General features: G+C 31.1%; 18 protein-coding genes and 1 pseudogene. 6 read left to right on the forward strand and 13 right to left on the reverse strand.

Annotated features, from left to right (window positions below; all coding sequences use genetic code 11):
• Positions 1-44: 44 nt before the first annotated feature.
• From NZD85_RS04785 to NZD85_RS04815, 7 genes are all read right to left on the reverse strand, one after another.
• Positions 45-890 carry an IS3 family transposase gene (locus tag NZD85_RS04785; protein ID WP_260543821.1) on the reverse strand — a complete coding sequence of 282 codons (846 nt, stop codon included), beginning with the start codon at positions 888-890 and terminating at the stop codon, positions 45-47.
• A 14-nt stretch (positions 891-904) separates the two neighbouring features.
• Complete coding sequence (locus NZD85_RS04790; protein ID WP_210766897.1) at positions 905-1,186, reverse strand: hypothetical protein; 282 nt, start codon at positions 1,184-1,186, stop codon at positions 905-907.
• Positions 1,187-1,369: 183 nt separating this feature from the next.
• Positions 1,370-3,151, reverse strand: a complete 1,782-nt coding sequence (locus NZD85_RS04795) for an endonuclease (protein ID WP_260543823.1) — start codon at positions 3,149-3,151, stop codon at positions 1,370-1,372.
• An 11-nt stretch (positions 3,152-3,162) separates the two neighbouring features.
• Positions 3,163-3,687, reverse strand: coding sequence for a tRNA methyl transferase PRC-barrel domain-containing protein (locus tag NZD85_RS04800; protein ID WP_260543825.1), 525 nt, complete (start codon positions 3,685-3,687; stop codon positions 3,163-3,165).
• Positions 3,688-3,848: 161 nt separating this feature from the next.
• A complete protein-coding gene (locus NZD85_RS04805; RefSeq protein ID WP_260543828.1) occupies positions 3,849-4,250 on the reverse strand; it encodes a heavy-metal-associated domain-containing protein in 402 nt (133 codons plus the stop codon).
• Between the two features lie 13 nt (positions 4,251-4,263).
• Positions 4,264-6,510 (reverse strand): TonB-dependent receptor, encoded by a 2,247-nt coding sequence (locus NZD85_RS04810; RefSeq protein ID WP_260543830.1) that lies wholly within the window; start codon positions 6,508-6,510, stop codon positions 4,264-4,266.
• A 130-nt stretch (positions 6,511-6,640) separates the two neighbouring features.
• The gene (locus tag NZD85_RS04815) at positions 6,641-7,087 is read right to left on the reverse strand and encodes an HYC_CC_PP family protein (protein ID WP_260543832.1); all 447 of its coding nucleotides are present in this window, start codon (positions 7,085-7,087) and stop codon (positions 6,641-6,643) included.
• A 219-nt stretch (positions 7,088-7,306) separates the two neighbouring features.
• Here NZD85_RS04815 and NZD85_RS04820 point away from each other — a divergent pair, with 219 nt between their 5' ends.
• Together NZD85_RS04820 and NZD85_RS04825 are read left to right on the forward strand one after the other, a co-directional pair.
• Complete coding sequence (locus tag NZD85_RS04820) at positions 7,307-8,842, forward strand: glycine--tRNA ligase (RefSeq protein ID WP_225541654.1); 1,536 nt, start codon at positions 7,307-7,309, stop codon at positions 8,840-8,842.
• A gap of 130 nt (positions 8,843-8,972) precedes the next feature.
• On the forward strand, positions 8,973-9,314 hold the full coding sequence (locus NZD85_RS04825; RefSeq protein WP_260543835.1) for a phage holin family protein: 342 nt from the start codon (positions 8,973-8,975) through the stop codon (positions 9,312-9,314).
• A 47-nt stretch (positions 9,315-9,361) separates the two neighbouring features.
• Here the strand turns inward: NZD85_RS04825 and NZD85_RS04830 are convergent, their stop codons facing one another.
• A complete protein-coding gene (locus tag NZD85_RS04830; RefSeq protein ID WP_260543837.1) occupies positions 9,362-10,381 on the reverse strand; it encodes a helix-turn-helix transcriptional regulator in 1,020 nt (339 codons plus the stop codon).
• Positions 10,382-11,105: 724 nt separating this feature from the next.
• Between NZD85_RS04830 and NZD85_RS04835 the strand changes: the two genes are divergently transcribed.
• Positions 11,106-12,197: a slipin family protein gene (locus NZD85_RS04835; RefSeq protein WP_260543839.1), complete on the forward strand. Its 1,092-nt coding sequence runs from the start codon at positions 11,106-11,108 to the stop codon at positions 12,195-12,197.
• Positions 12,198-12,236: 39 nt separating this feature from the next.
• Positions 12,237-13,680, forward strand: a pseudogene (locus tag NZD85_RS04840) (RtcB family protein).
• A 47-nt stretch (positions 13,681-13,727) separates the two neighbouring features.
• On the opposite strand, the gene hemF reads toward NZD85_RS04840, so the two are convergent.
• Both hemF and NZD85_RS04850 read right to left on the reverse strand, forming a co-directional pair.
• The gene (gene hemF / locus NZD85_RS04845) at positions 13,728-14,630 is read right to left on the reverse strand and encodes an oxygen-dependent coproporphyrinogen oxidase (protein WP_171622679.1); all 903 of its coding nucleotides are present in this window, start codon (positions 14,628-14,630) and stop codon (positions 13,728-13,730) included.
• A 211-nt stretch (positions 14,631-14,841) separates the two neighbouring features.
• A complete protein-coding gene (locus NZD85_RS04850) occupies positions 14,842-15,093 on the reverse strand; it encodes a hypothetical protein (protein ID WP_171622678.1) in 252 nt (83 codons plus the stop codon).
• 356 nt (positions 15,094-15,449) lie between these two features.
• Between NZD85_RS04850 and NZD85_RS04855 the strand changes: the two genes are divergently transcribed.
• Positions 15,450-16,403 carry an isopenicillin N synthase family dioxygenase gene (locus NZD85_RS04855; protein WP_171622677.1) on the forward strand — a complete coding sequence of 318 codons (954 nt, stop codon included), beginning with the start codon at positions 15,450-15,452 and terminating at the stop codon, positions 16,401-16,403.
• Positions 16,404-16,463: 60 nt separating this feature from the next.
• Here the strand turns inward: NZD85_RS04855 and NZD85_RS04860 are convergent, their stop codons facing one another.
• The 3 genes from NZD85_RS04860 to NZD85_RS04870 form a co-directional block, all read right to left on the reverse strand.
• Entirely contained in the window at positions 16,464-16,910 is a 447-nt protein-coding gene (locus tag NZD85_RS04860; protein WP_171622676.1) for a hypothetical protein, read from the reverse strand.
• 272 nt (positions 16,911-17,182) lie between these two features.
• The gene (locus NZD85_RS04865; RefSeq protein WP_260543841.1) at positions 17,183-17,602 is read right to left on the reverse strand and encodes a hypothetical protein; all 420 of its coding nucleotides are present in this window, start codon (positions 17,600-17,602) and stop codon (positions 17,183-17,185) included.
• A gap of 465 nt (positions 17,603-18,067) precedes the next feature.
• A complete protein-coding gene (locus NZD85_RS04870; protein WP_260543844.1) occupies positions 18,068-19,366 on the reverse strand; it encodes a M28 family metallopeptidase in 1,299 nt (432 codons plus the stop codon).
• Positions 19,367-19,564: 198 nt separating this feature from the next.
• On the opposite strand from NZD85_RS04870, the gene NZD85_RS04875 reads away from it, so the two are divergent.
• Positions 19,565-20,743 carry a thiolase family protein gene (locus NZD85_RS04875; protein ID WP_225541646.1) on the forward strand — a complete coding sequence of 393 codons (1,179 nt, stop codon included), beginning with the start codon at positions 19,565-19,567 and terminating at the stop codon, positions 20,741-20,743.
• The last annotated feature ends 6 nt before the right edge of the window (positions 20,744-20,749 follow it).

Here is a 20,749-nt window from a genome sequence, read left to right on the forward strand (position 1 = left end):
CGTCCTGAAAAAATGATACAGGATTAGACCAATAAAATTTTATTTTAAACAGTACATATATTCGTATTTGTACTGTTTTTCTTTTTGTACGATTTTGGTATTAAATCTTGTTGCTGGTGCATTTGCATCGGCGTTAAATAATAGTTTGACAAATGCGGTCTGAACTCATTATAAATCTCTACGGTTTGTTTGACCAAAATCTTTCTTGTATTCAAATCTACATTAAATTTATCAATATCATATTCCTGTTTTAAAATTCCATTGATTCTTTCGGCTATGGCATTCTCATAAGGATCTGATTCTTGTGTCATACTACAACGGATTTTATGCTTTTTCAATAGCTTTTGATAATCATCGGAACAATATTGTAAACCTCTGTCTGAGTGATGAATAAGACTCTTCGGGTTTTCTTTTTTCAATGCCATTTTTAGAGCATTTAAACAAGATGCTGTAGCCAAAGAATCCGACACATCAAAGCCTACGATTTTCTTAGAATAAGCATCGGTTATCAAGCTTAAATAGGCTGGGTTTTCTCTGTTCCCCAAGTAAGTTATGTCTGATACCCAAACATTATTAGGCTTTTTGTATTGATAATCTTTAATCAAATTTTTATGTTTTTTAAAACGATGATACGAATTGGTAGTTTTGTGATAACTTTTTTTGGGGATGATTAACAAATGGTTAGCCCTTAAGAAGTCAAAGAATTTGTCTCTGCCAATTCTTAAATTTTCAAGTTTCTCTTTCAAAAGAAAATACAGTTTCTTTCCACCCATTTTTGGATGAATCATTCGCAGCTCTGCTACCCAATCCACAACCTGCTGTGCATTTTGTTGCCGCTTTGCTCTTCGTTTCAAATGACGATAATAAACCTGTCGGTCAACCCCGAACAATTCACAGGAGAAACTTATGGTTTCTTTTTGTTCCCTTCGGAAAGATTCGATAGTTCGGGTGGTGAATTTTTTCGTATATCAATTTGATATTCCTCTTCGGCAAGGTTAATCATCATGTCGAAAATAATGGCTTTTTTATCAGCCACATAAGCCTGTTTCTCAAGGAAAGCCTTCTGCTTTTGCAAAAGCTTTACTTGGGCTTCAAGCTCCATGATCTTTTGTTCTGGTGACTTTGGCATATTCGAGGGTGTTTGGTTCTCCCAATCAAAGGTACCAAATTTTCTGAGCCAACTCATAACTGTACTTCGGGCTTGGATGCCATACTGTAATCGCGCTGAGTACGTTTGACATAATTGCTTCTTTCTTTCATAATAACGATTTCTTTTTTGTATCGCTATTTCAGGACGGGACAAACAGATTAAATAAAAAAATCCATCTCATTTGAGATGGATTTTCTTTTAATTCAAAAACAATTATTACTAATTGACAATAATTTTATTGGATTGATTTTTTGTTTTCACGATGTAAATTCCTTTAGGTAATTTATTCAATCTAACTTTTGAATTATTATTTACCTGTTGAATAGTTTGAACTAATTGCCCATTAAGATTATAAATCTGAACAGTTTCGTTCTTCTCAATTCCATTGATAATAAATTCGTGATTCTTTACAGGATTTGGATAAATAACTAATTTAGTTGAATTCGTATTCACATCATCCGTTGTTAATTTTTCGTAACAAGTCCATGATAAATCATCAAAAGAAACACGGTTGTTTGTCGTTTCATCAACCAATTCGATGACAACATCTCCTTCAACATTGATATTTTCAATTGTAGTCGTTTTAGCTGTTTTAGAATAAGGGATTTGCCCTTTCACTTCACCATTAATTTTTAAAATATAAACCCCTTGAGAATCTGAAAATGGTAAATACGTTTTAACGGATAAAGATCCAATTCCACCATGAATTGTAGAAGATGTTAAAGTTCCTTTTCTTATACAAATTGCTTTATTGTTATCTCCATTAATATAAATTTGTTTGTCTGTTCTTGCATTAGTAGCACTCCACACAATTCCTTTATTTGACCAAGCTCTATCTGTATAAGATGATGCAGGAGGTGTACTTCCTGTTGATGGAATGTTTTCAAAATCTTCTGTTCCACATGTTGTTCCTTCTCCAGAACCTCCTCCAGTGTTAGTTTCTTTCGTTGTTACTTCTAATGTTGCACTGTTTTCAGATTTATTTCCTGCATAATCTTTTGCAACAACATAAAAAGAATAAGTAGTAGAAGCTTTTAAACCAGAAATTGTAGCATTGCTGTAGTTAACTGTTGATTTGTATTCGTCGTTCATGTAAACATCATAACGATTAACACCAACATTATCTGTAGAAGCTGTCCAAGTTAAAGATACACTTGAAGAAGTTACATTTGTAGACGCTAAATTTGTAGGAACCGTAGGTTTTTCTGTATCTGGCTCACCACCGCCTTCTCCTCCGAAAGATTCTGGCCAAGTATTTTGCGCGTCAGGTCCACCCCAAATAACAGTCGCCAAATAAGGATTGTCAATAAAAGGGTTTCTATTTCCTTGAGTATCTGCAACAATATTATTTCTTTGAATTTCAAATTGAGAAATAGGATCTTCTACATTCCATTTTAATAAAATATCGGGAAAATCTGAAGAATATGTACTTGGTCCGAATGTGATATTAAGTGGCAATGTTCTTTTGTCATATCTCACATACATATACATTAAAATACGTGCCACATCTCCTTTCCATTCGTCTCCAGGGTACCAACCCCCACGATTAGTTTTCATTGCTGTTGCTCCTGCTCCATCATCAAAAAACAAACTACCTCTTGTACTATTTAATGAAACATCTGCAGGGCGCAAATGATGACCATCTGCTCCAGGTCCTGAAGTTCCTAAATTTGGAGTACCCTTAGATTTTGCATAAACATGCTCTCTATTCCAAGATCCACTTTTAGATCGACTTCTTTGATGTGTCCCTGAAGATTGAGAACCATATATCAAAAGTAAATTTGAAGGATTTTCTGGATCAACATCACTTTTTCCTAACAATGTTTTAAGTTCACTATACGAAATGACTTTTTTATGAGTATCAGAAATCAATTTTGCAAGATCTCCTTTCATTTCATTCTTCGTCTTATCAAAATTGACGCTCGAATAATATGCTGGAGCTTTTTGTGCTTGTGCAAATAATGCTAAAGCAAATGATAAAAAAGTAAATTTCAATTTCATTTTTAAAGTAATTATTTATTTAATTTTATAAAGTTTGTTTTGTTACAAGAAAGTTCTATTGTATAATTTTTCAAGATTAATGGAATTTGAATATTAAATTCCAAAAAATATTTCTCACCAAATTGATAAAACTTTGCTTCTTTCTTTTCTCTCAAAATAGATGAAGTAACTTCAACATCTATTTCTTCTTCGTCAATTGATTGCGTTAACCAATTAATATTTTGATCAGTAAAAAGGAATACATCACAAAATAATCCGGGATGATCTTTTCCTTGACCTACAAAAAGCCTATTTTCATGTTCATCAATTCCAATCACATAGACAGGCAATTTTTTTCCACTTACATTCAAACCTTTTCGTTGACCAATTTCAAATCCTTCTACTCCATTATGTTCACCAACAATAAATCCATCAAAAAGTGAATATCGCCTTTGTTCAACTCTCCAAAAAAGTTCTTCCTCTTTCGATAAAAAAACAGACTTTTCTTTCTGATAAACTAACGATTCGTATGGTATTTCTACAATCTGTCCGATCATGACTTGTTGTGATTTTATTGTTAAAATCTCTTAAAAAAAGAGAAGGACTGCAAAGATAAAGTGTTAATATTAATTAAACATTAAGAAATTAACTTAATTGCTGAAAACAAAAAAAAGACATCAAAACTGATGTCTTTTTTTCATATTCCATAAAAATAAAATTAATGTTGATGTTTTGAATGATCCTCATCTTTTTTAGGATTAGCTTCGGTGTAATGCTCTCCTTCAGCCTCCTCGCGTTCGTACAAACAACAAGAGTGTAAATTTTCGTAAACCTTATCATCTGCACGTTTCTCATTCGTATCATGCCCAACTGCAACTACTGCATTTTCTACCGCATCAACCTTATTTTTTGTCTCATTCAGAACAATATGCAAGTTATGTGTATCTTCGTCCCAAGTGGCTATTTTAACACCTTTCACTGCATAAGCCGCTTTCTCTATACGTTCTTTACATTGACCACAATTTCCTTTCACATGCAATTCATGTTTTGCATTTTTATTTTGTGCTTGTGCGCTAATTCCTAAAGTCGCAACTAAAGCAAAAGTTAATAATTTTTTCATTTTTATATGATTTTTATTTTAAACTAAATCTTAATCCAGCATAATACATTTGTCCAAAAACTGGTGCATAAACTATCGAACTATCGAAATTTGAACCAAAAGGATTATCAGCTCCTAAAATGACACGTTTTTGTTGATAATTTGTTACATTTTCCCCTCCTACATACACTTCAAATCGTTTTGAAAAAACTCTTGTAATCTGAAAATTCATTGTTCCGAATGGATTCGAATACTCGTTCAATTGATTTTCTGGCAAATTGTCCAATGCATTTGGTAAACGTTGTTTTCCTATCCAATTATAAGTAATATCAAAACGCCATTTTTTTCCATTTTTTTCATGCGTTTCATATTCTAAATTCGTAAAGAAACGATGTTTTGCTTGCAAAGGACGTCCTAATTTACCTTTTTCATAATCCGTTGCGATATCATAATATTTGTATGATGCTCTTATTTTGAAATGTGTAAATGGATTATAATTAAAATCAAACTGAAAAGAATTTGCATACGAATCGCCTTCTAAATTATAAAAACGAACCTGACGAGCTGAATAATCAATATCGGTTACAATTTGATTTTCGAAATCTGTTCGATAAAAATCTGCTGTAATATCTGCGTTTTTTCCAAATAATTTAAACTCTTGCGTTACAGAAAAACCATAATTCCAAGCTATTTCTGGATCTAAACCATAGATCTCTCCTCCATCTCCAATAATATTAAATTGTCTTGATGAAGCAAACAAATTTTGATTTTCTGCAAAAATATTATTCATGCGTTTTCCTCGACCAACAGAAGCTTTTATGGTTGTTCCTTTTGCAGGTGTATAGCGTGTATGCAAACGTGGCGTCAAAAAGAAACCCATTCGATTGTGATAATCTGCACGAAGCCCTGCAATCATATTGAAATTCTTCATATTATCAAAGGTATATTCGAAGAATGCTCCTGCTGAATTATCAATTCGATCATAATTCGCATCTGTCGGAAGCGCTACAAATTCTTTGAACTTATCGTACGTAAAACTCGCTCCTGTAGAGAATTTATTTTTTGTATTGCTAATAATCGAACTAAAAATATAATTAGCATAAAAGCTCTGTTGTTCGATATCATATTGATTCAGTCCAAAATAAGAATCTTGTTTATGGTAACTAAACGCTGTTTGTAATCCCATACTTTGATAAGGCATTTCTGGAAAAACATATCCTATTTTTGATGAAACATCAACACGATTTGTATTGATTTCTGATCCCCAATAATTAGTTGTCAACTTGTCGCGTTTTTTATCAAAATCTAACTGTCCAGCTTGCTTTTGATCATTCAGATATCGTGCAGAAAAGAATCCAACCCAACCTTTTTCTAAGTTTTGATATTGCCAACGATTCATCACATTTACTTGATGACCAAGTGGATTGTCTAAAAATCCATCATCGTTCATATCATTTTTAGATAAACGTGCGTTTCCATGCAAAAACAATGAAGAACTCCATTTATCATTTAGTTTTTTATTTAAATGTACATTCCCTTCGAAACGAGAATCTGATGAACCATACAAATTGACAAACAATGGAATATTGTCAGCAGGTTTTATTAATTCTGTATTAATCTGCCCAGAAATACTTTCGTACCCATTAATCACCGTTCCCGCACCTTTTGTAACCTGAATACTTTCTACCCAAGTTCCAGGTGTAAATCCAAGTCCGAAAGCTTGTGATGCTCCACGAACATTCGGAATATTTTCTTCCGCAATCAAAATATACGGTGATGTTAATCCCAACATTTTGATTTGTTTATTTCCTGTTACCGCATCCGAAAAATTGACATCAATGGAAGGATTTGTTTCAAAAGATTCAGCCAAATTACAACAAGCGGCTTTCAACAATTCTTTGCTTGACATTGTCGTCATATTGGTTGCAAACTTCGATTTTTTAAGTGAACTACTTGTATCTCGTAACACAACTTCATTTAAAGACGTATCGCCAAAATGATTTTTTACATTGATTGTAATAGTTATAAACTCGTCTTTTAACTCTTTGAAAGTAGTTGTTTCATTCTCATAAAAAACTCCTAAAACTGATGTTGGTTGATAATTCTCGATCTCAAAATTTCCATTTTCATCTGTGAGTACAGCTATATCTGTCGATTCCCAGAATACTTCTGCTCCAACAATTGCTTGCTGATTTTGATCTGTTATTTTTCCTTTTAAAGTAGATTGTGCGTAAGTTAACGCAGCACTTAGTATTAATACTGAAGTGAATATTTTTTTCATTTTTACGATTTAAGGCTAAATGCCTATTTATTATTATGTACTTGCTGATTTTTGATTTAATCAAGTACTTTAATATTCAAGTAATAACGTATTGCTTTCTGATTAGTTTTTAATCGAAATAAAACGGTTATTAGCCTTCGTAAAATGTTAATTGAGAATTGAGTATATAATATGGAGGCGCATTTGATGCAACATAAAAATCAAGAAAACTTGACTGATTGTTAACCTCTTCATTCTGAAACGAAATTTTAATTTGAAGAATTTCTGAAGCAATAAAACTTATCGGAAAAAGCTTCTGAATTTTAACTGTTTGTTTTTCTACAAATTTATCCGAATATGAAATATCCTTGCAACAATCATCATCTTCTTCTGTTTCTCCTTGTGGAATCTCACAGTGATTTGATTCTGATTTCGGAGGACAACATGAAGTTGTCATTTCCATCTCGCACGAATTATTATCAAGATGATTCAACTTCACTTGCTCCATCTCTCCTTGACAATAATGCATAGAAAATGCATAACTAAGATTTGAAAAAATCAAAATTATTGACAAAACGTATTTTATGTAATGTTGCATTTTCATGTCGAACAAAAATAAACAAAATTTTGAAATACAGAGAATAGAAAATTTATATCATTTTCTGATTTATTTATAGAATTTCCTTCTTAACCATACAACTTTTCTTACATAAATTTCTTAATAATAACCTTTCTCTATTTGATTTTATCAATTCATACCTAAAAACTCATCAAAATTCACTAAAATTGCACTTTAAATAAGAACACACAATTAATTATGTCAGAAGATATTTTCAAGAAAGTAGTTTCTCATGCGAAAGAATATGGTTTCATTTTTCAATCGAGTGAGATTTATGATGGATTATCAGCCGTTTACGATTATGGTCAAAACGGAGCTGAGCTAAAAAATAACATCAAACAATATTGGTGGAAAGCAATGGTACAAATGCACGAAAACATTGTCGGCATTGATTCTGCTATTTTTATGCACCCTACTACTTGGAAAGCTTCAGGTCACGTTGATGCGTTTAATGATCCTTTGATTGATAACAAAGACTCTAAAAAACGTTACCGTGCCGATGTTTTGATTGAAGATCATTGTGCTAAAATCGAAGGTAAAATCGAAAAAGAAGTGGCTAAAGCTGCAAAACGTTTCGGTGATGCTTTTGATAAAGATCAATTTGTTGCGACAAATCCTCGTGTTGTAGAATACCAAAATCAAATCAACACTATTTTAGCACGCATGGGTAAATCTTTGGAAAACGAAGATTTGGACGATGTAAAAGCTTTGATTGAAGAATTAGAAATTGCTGATCCTGTAACAGGTTCTAAAAATTGGACAGAAGTTCGTCAATTCAACTTGATGTTCGGTACAAAATTAGGAGCTACAGCAGATCAAGCAATGGATTTATATTTACGCCCAGAAACAGCTCAAGGTATTTTCTTAAATTACTTGAACGTACAAAAATCTGGACGTATGAAATTACCTTTCGGAATTGCTCAAATTGGTAAAGCTTTCCGTAATGAGATTGTTGCGCGTCAGTTTATATTCCGTCAACGTGAGTTTGAACAAATGGAAATGCAATTTTTCGTAAAACCAGGAACAGAATTAGATTGGTACGAAAAATGGAAAGAAACTCGCTTAAAATGGCACCAAACTTTAGGATTAGGAAATGATAATTACCGTTTCCACGACCACGAGAAATTAGCGCATTACGCAAACGCTGCTGCTGATATTGAGTTCAAATTCCCATTCGGATTCAAAGAATTAGAAGGAATTCACTCGCGTACAGATTTCGATTTGAAAGCGCACGAACAACATTCAGGTAAAAAAATTCAATATTTCGATAACGAAACAAATGAATCGTACACACCTTATGTTGTAGAAACTTCTGTTGGTTTGGATCGTATGTTCTTAGCAGTTTTCTCAAACTCTTTAAAAGAAGAAATATTAGAAGATGGATCAGAACGTACAGTTTTAGCTTTACCACCAGCTTTAGCACCAATCAAAGCGGCTATTTTACCATTAGTTAAGAAAGATGGTTTACCAGAATTTGCAGAACAAATCGTGAAAAAATTACGTTTAGATTACAATGTAATTTACGAAGAAAAAGATTCTATTGGAAAACGTTACCGTCGTATGGATGCAATTGGTACACCTTTCTGTATCACTGTTGATCATGATTCATTAAACGATAATTCTGTTACATTACGTTTCCGTGATACAATGGAACAAAAACGTGTTTCTGTTGATGATTTAGCACAAATTATTGATAAAGAAGTTAACATGAAATATCTTTTCGAAAAATTATAATATTTTTTTTCAATACAATAACACTAAAGCTCAGCACGTTCTGAGCTTTTTTTATTTTTTATTAATTTTTTTAACGATTTGGCAAAACTTTTGATTTTAAACCAACATATTAATCTAAAAAAAATAAATTATGGGCTTTATTATTAATCTTTTGGTATCAGCATTAGTTGTCTTTGGACTTGCTAACATTTTACCTGGAGTAAGTATCAAAGGATACGGATCTGCAATAATTGTTGCAATTGTTATAGGTCTTTTAAATGCTTTTATAAAACCTTTGCTACAATTTATTAGCTTACCTATAACAATCTTAACATTAGGATTATTCTCATTTGTAATTACGGCTGTAATTATATTATTAGCGAGCGCAATTATGGGAGATAGTTTTCATGTTGATGGATTCTGGTACGCCTTATTATTCGGAATTGTTTTAGCTTTTGTCAACTCTTTAGTTGGAGGATTGATGGGCGATTAATTTTACACGTTATTACATATAAAAAGCTGTCTTATCTGAGACAGCTTTTATTTTTTGTATTGATTATACGCTTTATCTAATCGAGTTTTTATTCTTTTTTTCACTAACCTTGGTGCAAGAATTTCAATTTCTTCACCAAAGCCTAAAAGTTCTCGTTCTAACTCAAAATTATGCACCACTTCTATCGAAAACAACGTTCCTTCATCTGTAATCTCCAATGTTTTTTGCGATGCATGAATAGGTTTTGTTACGACATAAGGCGCCAATTTTTTATTAACCCGAAAAATAACTCGTTGCTCCCTTTCTTTCACGTTTTTTGTCACACCAATCGCATTATTATAATACGTATCAAAATCAATTTCTAACTCATCAATAAACGGCTCATTGGCCAATTCATAAAACTCAACAATCCTATCCAAAGCCAAAGTATACAACTTCATGTCTTTTCTCGATTTAGCCAATAAAAACCAACGATTGCGATATTCTTTCAACAAATACGGATAATAAACTTGTTGTTTTGGTTCTTGACTTTTTGCTTTGAACGATTGATACGAAATCAACAAAGGTTGTTTCTTGACAATTGCTTGATACAACCGATTCAAATGTTCTAAACCTTTTAATAAAGGATTTTCTTCGAACTGAATATAATTTGGTTGTTGATGAGTTTGCTTGGATAAATTATTTTCGAGGCGCGTAATAATCTCATTCATATCATCAAAATAATTAAAACCATTCAATTGTTTCATCACCGAAATCACTTCTTTCATTTTATCTAAATCTGCAGACGAAACAGGCGAATTATGAATCGAATAATTATGATCTTCATATTCATAAAACTTTTTTTCTCGAACAACAATTGGCGCATGATAACCCAATTTATCACTTCGCATCACCTGAATGTCGCTTTGAATTGTCCGTTTCGAAACGCCAGAAGTTATTCCTTCGTATTCATACAAAGCTTCCGAAACTTTTTCTATCAAATCTTCTAATGTCCATTTTCTGAAATGATTTTGAAGACATTTATCGATCGTTTGATAACGTATTAATGCAATTTTATTGGTTGCCATGGTTGATTTCTTTGTTCAATACTACAAATTTCAAATCAAAGTACGCAATCTATTTGCGCAGAAATTTTTATTTCAAATTTTATTCAAAATATTTTTAATATAAAACCCTCTGTTAATCATCGTTTACAAATTATTTCGAAAAAATATTTTATTGCGCAATTCACTTGCACACTTCTACTCCAACTTTGTCAAAGGTTTAAAAACCAAACGATTTTAATTATTCCTTGACAAATGTTTCAGTATAGCATTGTAGTAGAAATTGTTTCATCACTTCTATTCTGAATAATTAAAATCTCCAGCGGATGGGTCGTAGGTTCGATTCCTACTTTCAGGAAACTGAAATAGCTCAGTGGGTAGAGCAATTCACACAGACTTTAATCTGTTTATCGCCCGAAAGGGTACCATTGGAAACAAAAGCTAAAAAGTTTTCTTTTCGAATAGAGAATATATTTCCTAGAAATGAATTTGAAATAAGATCAAAAACTTCTTTAAAACCTGAATTTGAAACTTTAGTTGATGATTGATTTCAAAAGTTTAGATAAGACATCAAGTCAAAATGATTGGAGGAAATATTTAAAAACAAGACATCAAAACAAGCTGCTCAAACTTCAAATTCCGTTTTAAAACAGGAAAATGATTTAGCTTTTTTAATTAAAAAATTTAGAAAAAGATTCTTCGATAAAGGAGAAATATAAAATAGTAAAAACCTATAAAAAATTATATAATGAAAAAATTACCAATTAACAACCAAGAAATTGGAATCTATATCAAAAATAACGAAGTAGAAAAAATTTATACAAAAGGAAACTATTGGATTTTCTTTAATAAAAACATCGAAAAATTAAACATTAACGAAATAATTGATGAAAAATACCATGCAATATTTTTAGAAAATGAAACATTGAAATCGATGGTAGATTTTATCGAAGTTTTACATAACGAAGTGTTGATTATTTACAAAAACAATCAATCATACAATTCGTTTTACAATAAAAATGTAATGATTTGGAAAAATTCAACTCAATTAAAAGCTGTAAAATTTGATTTGAATTCTACTGACGAAATTAAGAATTTAACAAAAAGAGAAATTGATATTTTAAGAAAAGCTGGTGCGATTCGTATTATTTCAATTCCAACTTATCATGAAGGAATTTTGTTTAAAGACAATGAATTTGACTCGGTTTTTAAAGCTGGTGAGTATAAATTTTATAACAACGAAGTCAAAATTTCGATGGTTTCTTATGATATGCGTCCGCAAACAATTGAAATTTCTGGACAAGAAATTTTGACAAAAGATAAAGCACAATTACGAATCAATTTTATGGTAGACTACCAAATCACAGATTTGATAAACGCTTTTCAATCGAACAAAGATTTCGAGAAAATGATTTATCAAGCGATTCAATTGGGATTGAGAGAATTTATTGGCAATATGAATTTTGACGATTTGATGTCGGATAAAAATTCGGTAACGAATTATATTATTCAAAAATATCAAACTCAATTTGAAAAAATTGGTCTAAAATTAATCAACGCAGGGATGAAAGATATTATTCTTCCAGGAGAAATAAGAGAAATTATGAACCGCGTTTTGATTGCCGAAAAAACAGCACAAGCCAATTCGATTACACGCCGTGAAGAAACTGCTTCGACAAGAAGCTTGTTAAACACAGCAAAATTGATGGAAGAAAATGAAACTTTATGGAAATTAAAAGAAATGGAATACATTGAAAAAATAGCTGATAAAGTTGGAGAAATCTCAATTTCTGGTGGATCAAATGTATTAAATGAATTAAAAACTATGTTCTCGAAATAGTATTCGAAACATAAAAAAAACGTTTAAATTTAGATTAAAATGTCACAAAAAATAGATAATAAACCAATTAACGGAAATGATTTGATTGCCTTGGGTTATCCTGAAAATGAAATATTAGGAATCGCCTTAAAAATCAACAAAAAAAAGAAATGGTTACACAAAAGCAGAAATGCTTAATAAATATGTGCAAGTTTTATCTTCGCCACAAGACTTCTTAGAAGATAAAGTTTTTAAAACATTGGCAAAAGGTTTTATTGATGGAATTCATTCGCCAAAACAAGATGAAAACTTAATTGAATTGAAAGAAAATCCTAACGATTTCAATATTTATGGTGCAGAAAATATTGAAGACGGTGCTTTAGAACAAATGAAAGTTGCGATGAAACTTCCTGTGACAATTGCTGGTGCAATTATGCCAGATGCGCATCAAGGATACGGTTTACCAATTGGTGGTGTTTTAGCGACAAAAAATGCGATTATTCCTTATGGTGTCGGTGTTGATATTGGTTGTAGAATGGCTTTATCGATTTATGATTTACCAGCTTCTCATTATTTTGAACATCACGATTCGTTAAAAGAAACATTGATAAAAAACACAAAATTTGGTGCAGGCCATGGATTTCATGGTCAATACAAAGCAGAACATCAGGTTTTGGATGACACAAAATTTGAAACGAATTCATTTATTCAGAATTTAAAAGACAAAGCGTGGTCGCAATTAGGTTCTTCTGGTGGTGGAAACCACTTTGTAGAATTTGGTTTGATCGATTTCAAAGAAGATGATGAGAAATTAAACATCAAAAAAGGTTCGTATTTAGCTTTATTGACACATTCTGGATCGAGAGGTTTCGGTGCTACTATTGCTGGATATTACACTAAAATCGCTAAAGAAATTTGTAAACTTCCGTATAAAGCACAAAATTTAGCTTATTTGGATTTGGATTCTGCAGAAGGTCAAGAATACTGGATTGCGATGAATTTAGCGGGTGAATATGCTTCGGCTTGTCACGAAATTATTCATCAAAAAATCGCAAAATCAATTGGTGCTGAAGTTTTAGCGAAAGTAGAAAATCATCATAATTTTGCTTGGAAAGAAATTCACAATGATGAAGAAGTAATTGTGCATCGAAAAGGTGCTACACCAGCTGCTAAAGATGTGATGGGAATTATTCCAGGTTCGATGACTGCACCAGGATTTTTGGTTCGAGGAAAAGGTGAAGAAAATTCGATTCATTCGGCTTCGCATGGAGCTGGTCGACAAATGAGCAGAACACAAGCGATAAAATCATTGTCTCAACACAAGATAAATGATTATTTAAACGATTTTGGAATTACATTAATTGGCGGTGGAAAAGACGAAGCTCCAATGGCATACAAAGATATTCACGAAGTAATGGCTGCTCAACAAGATTTAGTTGATGTTGTGGCGATATTTACACCAAAAATGGTCCGAATGGCTGATGACGGCTCAAGAGAAGATTAAATGAAAAGCCTGAACAAATTTGTTCAGGCTTTGTATAGTCTAAAAGATTAAATCCATTCCTTTGGATGCATTAATACATCAAGTAATTTAGCTTCTGGTGAATCTGTTTCAGGCTGATGATTATAATGCCATTGTACGTGTTTCGGTAAACTCATTAAAATAGATTCAATTCTACCATTTGTTTTTAAGCCAAACAAAGTACCTCTGTCATGAATTAAATTAAATTCAACATAACGACCTCTCCTTATTTCTTGCCACTCTTTTTGAGCGGCAGTATATTCGTCATACTTATGTTTTTCAACAATTGGCAAATAAGCTTCTAAAAAAGAATTTCCGACTTCCGTCACAAAATCATACCATTTTTCAACAGGCATTTCTTCGGTTGGTTTTAAGTAATCAAAAAACAAACCACCCACTCCTCTTGCTTCTTCGCGATGCGTATTCCAAAAGTATTTATCACATTCTTGTTTATATTTAGGATAAAATGAATCATTATGTGCATCACAACTTTTTTTACAAACCGAATGCCAATGAATAACATCATTTTCATCTAAATAATAAGGTGTCAAATCTTGACCTCCGCCAAACCATTGATCTACAACATTTCCATCTTGATCATACATTTCGAAATATCTCCAATTAGCATGTGTTGTTGGAATATGTGGACTTGTTGGATGAATAACCAAACTCAATCCACAAGCAAAAAATTTACCTGATGAAACATTTAGCGCTTTTTGCATTGTTTCTGGTAATTCACCATAAACTTTCGAGATATTAACACCAGCTTTCTCAAAAACAGCACCGTCAGTTAAAACACAAGAAAGACCTCCACCTCCTTCTTCGCGATGCCATTCGTCTTTTATAAATTTTGCTTTACCATCTACTGCTTCTAACTGAGCAATAATCTTCTTTTGAAGATCTTGTATATATTGGAAAAATTGATCTTTCATCATAATTATTTTTGCAAATATACTAATGATATCTACTCGTGATGAAATTAAGTTTAGGTTTAAATAAGATTAAGCAATAATTAAAATAAAAAAAACACATATTAATTAATAATTTTAAATGGTATATTAAAATTCAAGCTTGCTGCTTCTCCTTTTTCAGTAACAGCAGGAATTATTTTCTTATTATCTTTTTTCAATTTTACAACATAATTTACAAAAGCTTTGTAAGAAGAAACTTCTCTGAATCAGTTCCAATTATTTCTAAATCTTGAAACTCGCCTTCTTTACTTATTTTGAATTTAACCTTTGTATTAACATTTATTTCATTAATTGTTAAATCATTACTTTTTAAAACCTGTTCTACTTCAAACAATAGTTGTTTATTAAAATATTTACTAAAGCAGTCTGCTAATTTCTGTACACCTTTCTTCTCATATTTTTCACATCCAGGGTAAATTAACATTACAGCTTTTCTATTTCTTGTCCAAATAAAACAGAGCTAAATAGCAATAGTATAAATAGTAGTTTCATTGTATTTTATATTTAAATAAAATAATCAAAACATCAAACCAATGTAATCAATTATATTTATTACAATTTAAAACACGATATATATAATTGATATATTCTTAAAGAAATAAAATCACACCAATAGTCTTTATAATAACTGATTTACAATTGTTTAATAAAATAAAAAACGAATAATTATCTAATTCCCCATCAATACAATACTTACACAAAAAAGTTATTAACAATATTATTCACAAAACAAATCTTTGTCCTACATTTGCAAAAGAAATTTTATAAAAGAAAATATAAATGTCACAAAACGGAATTCCATCGGTTAATTTAGCAGACTTTTTATCTGATGATCCTGCAAGAAAACAAAAATTTGTCAACGAAATTGGTCAAGCATATGAAGAAATAGGATTCGTTGCTTTGAAAGGACATTTTTTATCTGACGAATTAGTTGAAAATTTATATAAAAGCGTTCGCGAATTTTACGCTTTACCTACAGAAACTAAACAAAGTTATATCGTAGAAGGCATTGGTGGTCAACGTGGTTATACGGCTTTCGGAAACGAACATGCTAAAGGTAGAACTGTTGGTGATTTGAAAGAATTTTGGCATTTTGGACAGTATTTAACTGAAGAAGATAAAGCGAAATACAATTATCCAGAAAACGTGAAGGTAAATGAAGTTCCTGGTTTTAATACTTATGGAGAAGAAACATACCTACAATTAGAAAAAACTGGAGTTTACGTATTGCGTGCTTTGGCCTTATTCTTAGATTTAGATGAGTTTTATTTTGATGATAAAGTAAAAAACGGAAATTCTATTCTAAGAGCAATTCACTATCCTCCTATCACAGAAGAACCTAAGGATGCTGTTCGTGCAGGTGCTCACGGTGACATCAACTTGATTACGTTATTAATGGGCGCTCAAGGTCGTGGATTACAAGTTCAACGTCACGACGGAACTTGGGTTGACGCAATTGCCGCTGACGACGAATTAGTTATTAATGTTGGTGATATGTTATCTCGTCATACAAACAACAGATTAAAATCTACTATTCATCAAGTGGTGAATCCTGAGAAAGAACTATGGGGAACATCTCGTTTTTCTATACCTTTCTTTATGCATCCAGTTTCTGATATGGATTTATCTGTTTTAGATAATTGTATAACAGAGGAAAATCCAAAACAATTTGAAGATATTACTGCTGGAGATTTTTTAACTCAGCGTTTAAAAGAAATTGGTTTAATTAAATAAACCATATTTAATCTATTATTTCAAAAAAAAGAGAGTTGATTTTTTCAACTCTCTTTCTTTTTACATACCTTTTACGTACATATTGTAGTTAAATATATCCAAACACAACAAGGTGTATTTATAATCACTTTTATTGATATTCACTTCTAAAATTGGATCAGAATTGTAAAATCTAATTTTTAAATTGTCATTTTTATCCAACAACAAATAAATAGAAGAAATCGTCGGTCTAATCTCATTCATCCAATTTTTCAATAACTCTGTAGAGTCTTTAATTAATTCAAACTTCTGAAAATAATCTTGAAAAAAATTCTCTAATCGTTGTACTTGTGTTAATCGATCTAATTCACGATACAAATCTATAAAAGCACATAACTTTTCTCTTTTCGGACAAACACATGGATAAGGATGTTCGCCATTGTAAAACCATCTTTGCCACTTTTTACAACTTGTTTCGTCAATCGCTTTTTCAAATTCATCTTCATATTTCAAAAGCCACCAATTCATTCGGCAAATTCGTAAACTACCTTTTGAAAGCTGTAAAAGTTCGTCTATATAAGCACTAACATTTAACATGAAATAGAAAATTAAAGTACAGCTAATTTACAATTTTTTTTTCTTGAATTTTAATGTTTTAAGAATAATTTTTCAAATTTTAGAATCTTAAATTGCTCATCAAATAAAACATTATAAAAGAACATTTTTTCCTTCATCATTTTATTTTTCATTTGCACATTTCGAACTGGAATTAAGATATTAAATTGAAATTTTCTATCTTTTTAGAAGTGATTAACAGCCGCATAATAAATCAATTTGTACCACGAATCAATTGGTGAATAAATTCCATAAAAATCAGAATATAGAGCATCTGCTTCATCTTTGTAAACATTGGAAATCGAATAATTATCAATCTCAAATTTTGAAACACATTTATAGGTTGTTAACTTAGAACAAATTGAAGTGTCTTGTACATATTTTACCGAATCCCATTTCAATCCAAATTCGTCCATTTTATAATCTTCAAACTTATTAATTGTAGGATCTACCACAATTTTTTTGTTCGGAAATTCTAAACTTTTTTTTTGGATATCTTTTGAAATAGTATCGTATACTTTTGCTCGAATTTGATTTGGGTTAACATTTTGCGCATCAACAAATAACACAATATGTAAGGAAAAAACCAATAAAAAAAGTCTCATTTTGGCGTTTTTGGTTTAAAATTTGTTTAAATTTATGAAGTCTTTACGATTCAAAATCAAATTTAGTTGAAAAGATTGCAAATCTTATCATTTCATCATCTTTTTGAAAATAAATAGTTAAAAAGGTGTTAAAGTATGTTTTCACGTAATTACATATTAACTATTATTGTTTATTTTTTAATGAATTAATATAAAGATTAATATCCGACAATAAACGATTATTATAAATATTTTCTATAATAATTATAAATAAAATCTTTTACAATTTTTCCAAATAAGACATAAAAGTTAGACATTTGCACTGTCAAATAATTTATTCATAGATAGTAAGACAAAGAGTAACAACGAGTATAACGAAATTGATTTATGAAGTTTGAAATTACTCGCACTCTTTTTTACTTTTTAGAGTTTTTTATAGTAGTTTAGGTTGGTTAGTAATCCGTTCTTATAGAACGGATTATTTTTTTATAGCTGTTTTATAAAATCTCTCAGTAAGTTGTATACCTTTTCAGAATAACTTAAATCTAAATTTTCGGGTGTATCATAAGGATCATGATAAAAACCTTTTCCTCCTAATGTATAAATAAAAAAAGACGGAACACCTTTCATATAAAACGGACAATGATCAGAATTACATGCCTCTCCTCTTGTTTTTATTTCTCTAAGATAATTATTTTTGGAATTTATTTTTACTAATTGTTGAAACTCCTTCAAAAATATCTTACCATTCACCACTTGAACCCCCTGTTCGCCAGCTCCCATAATATCCAAATTAATTAAAAACTTGATTCGGTTCAAAGAAAATAATGGATGATTAACATAATAATCTGCACCTAAAATACCAGCTTCTTCGCCTGCAAAAGCCATAAAAACGGTTTTATATTTGGGTTGATGTTGCGAATAATACTTCATTAACGTCATCATCATTGCAGTTCCACTTGCATTATCACTTGCTCCTGGAAAAATTGTAGACCCAACTTTTCCTAAATGATCATAGTGCGCAGCAATTACAACTACACTATCGTTGTTCTTTCCTTCTATATACCCAATTATATTATTTGCTTCGAAAAAATTATTCAATTCTGATTCAATAAAAAAATCGTTTATTTTTAAGTTTTTTGTAAAGTAATTATCCGAAATAATAAATTCTGAAACCGAAGATCTTCTTTGACTTAGACTTGCAGTTAGTTTATCCGAAGTAAATCTAAAAATAGCCCGATGTTGGTTGTTATCTTTTTCATAAATATTCGCCCATTGCTTGTAATATTGCTGAATAGAATCAACTTTTGTTTGTAATGGAGGCAAAATAATGTGTTTCTCTTTTTGATTTTGATTATCCTTTATAATAAAACTTCTTGTCTTTTCTTTAGATTGAAAAGATGCGATATATGCAACTGTATCAAATATATAAAAGGGTAAATCAACTTTAGATATTGACTTAGAGCTTGGTTTCACAATAAAATCAATCCCATATTTTAACTCTTTTCCATTTATTTTCAACTTTGCATCTTTAATTACATTAATCGGAAAAGTGAAAGTTTGATGATAATCCGAAGAAAATGATTTTAGTCCATTTTTTTGAAATTCGTTTTGTATATAAATACCCGCATTCCTCATTCCATCTTCTACATAACCACGTCCAGCAAAAGATTTTGAAGTAAGTGAATCTAAAACTGTTTTAAAATAATTTTGATCAAACGATTGAGCTTTAGCTATCGCAACTGTAAAACAAGAAATCAATCCAAAAAGTATTATTTTTTTCATCATCATTTGATTCATATTCTTTAAAAAAAACATTCAACACAAACTCAATTATCATTTTAATAAAAAACAACAACTATCTATAGTAACTCGTTAACAAATTTAGAAAATCTTTAAAGAGTAAATCAAATTAATACTACTATAATTTTTATATCTTGCATTATATAAGTTATTATAATAAAAACAACAAATCACAATTAAATGAAAGAAGTCGTAATAGTTTCAGCTGTTCGCACAGCAATGGGATCTTTTTTAGGAAGTTTATCAAATGTTCCTGCTACAGATTTAGGTGCAACAGCGATTAAAGGCGCTTTAAATAAAATTAACCTAGATGGTTCTTTGGTTGATGAAGTATACATGGGGAATGTTTTGCAAGCTGGAGAAGGACAAGCTCCTGCTAAACAAGCTATGATAAAAGCTGGTTTACCAAATACAATTCCTGCAACAACCGTAAATAAAGTATGTGCTTCAGGAATGAAAGCTGTTATGTTTGCAACACAAGCAATTCGTTTGGGTGACGCAGAGATTGTTGTCGCTGGAGGAATGGAAAACATGTCGATGGTTCCTTTTTATTCACCAAATGCAAGAACAGGTAATAAATACGGAAATACCGTTTTATTAGATGGTATTGTAAATGATGGGCTACAAGATTATTATAGCAAAGAAATGATGGGGCTTTTTGGAGATACTTGTGCAACTGAATTTAATATTTCTCGTGAAGAACAAGACGAATTTGCCATTAATTCTTATAAAAAATCGGCTGCAGCTTGGGCTGCGGGTAAATTTGATAATGAAGTTGTTCCTGTAGAAATTCCTCAACGTAAAGGAGAACCAGTTATTTTTAAAGAAGATGAAGAATATAAAAATGTAAACTTTGATAAAGTTCCAGGTTTACGCGCTGTTTTTTCTAAAGAAGGTACTGTAACTGCGGCTAATGCGTCAACGATAAATGATGGAGCTTCTGCTTTAGTTTTAATGTCTTTAGATAAAGCAAATGAATTAGGAATAAAACCTTTAGCTAAAGTAATTGCTTACGCTGACGCTTCTCAAGAACCTTCAAAATTTACGACTGCACCAGCGAAAGCGGTTGAGAAGTTATTGAAAAAAGCAAATATGTCTGCAACTGATGTTGATTTTTGGGAATTTAACGAAGCTTTTTCAGTCGTTGGAATCGCTAATACTAAAATTTTAAACTTAGACGCTTCTAAAGTCAATGTAAATGGAGGTGCTGTTTCTATTGGTCATCCACTTGGAAACTCTGGATCTCGTATTTTAGTTACCTTATTAAACGTTTTAGAACAAAATGGAGGTAAAATTGGTGGAGCAGCTATCTGTAATGGTGGCGGTGGAGCTTCAGCCATGATTATCGAAAAAATGTAAAATTCA

This window comes from Empedobacter stercoris (genome assembly GCF_025244765.1).
GTDB lineage: Bacteria > Bacteroidota > Bacteroidia > Flavobacteriales > Weeksellaceae > Empedobacter > Empedobacter stercoris.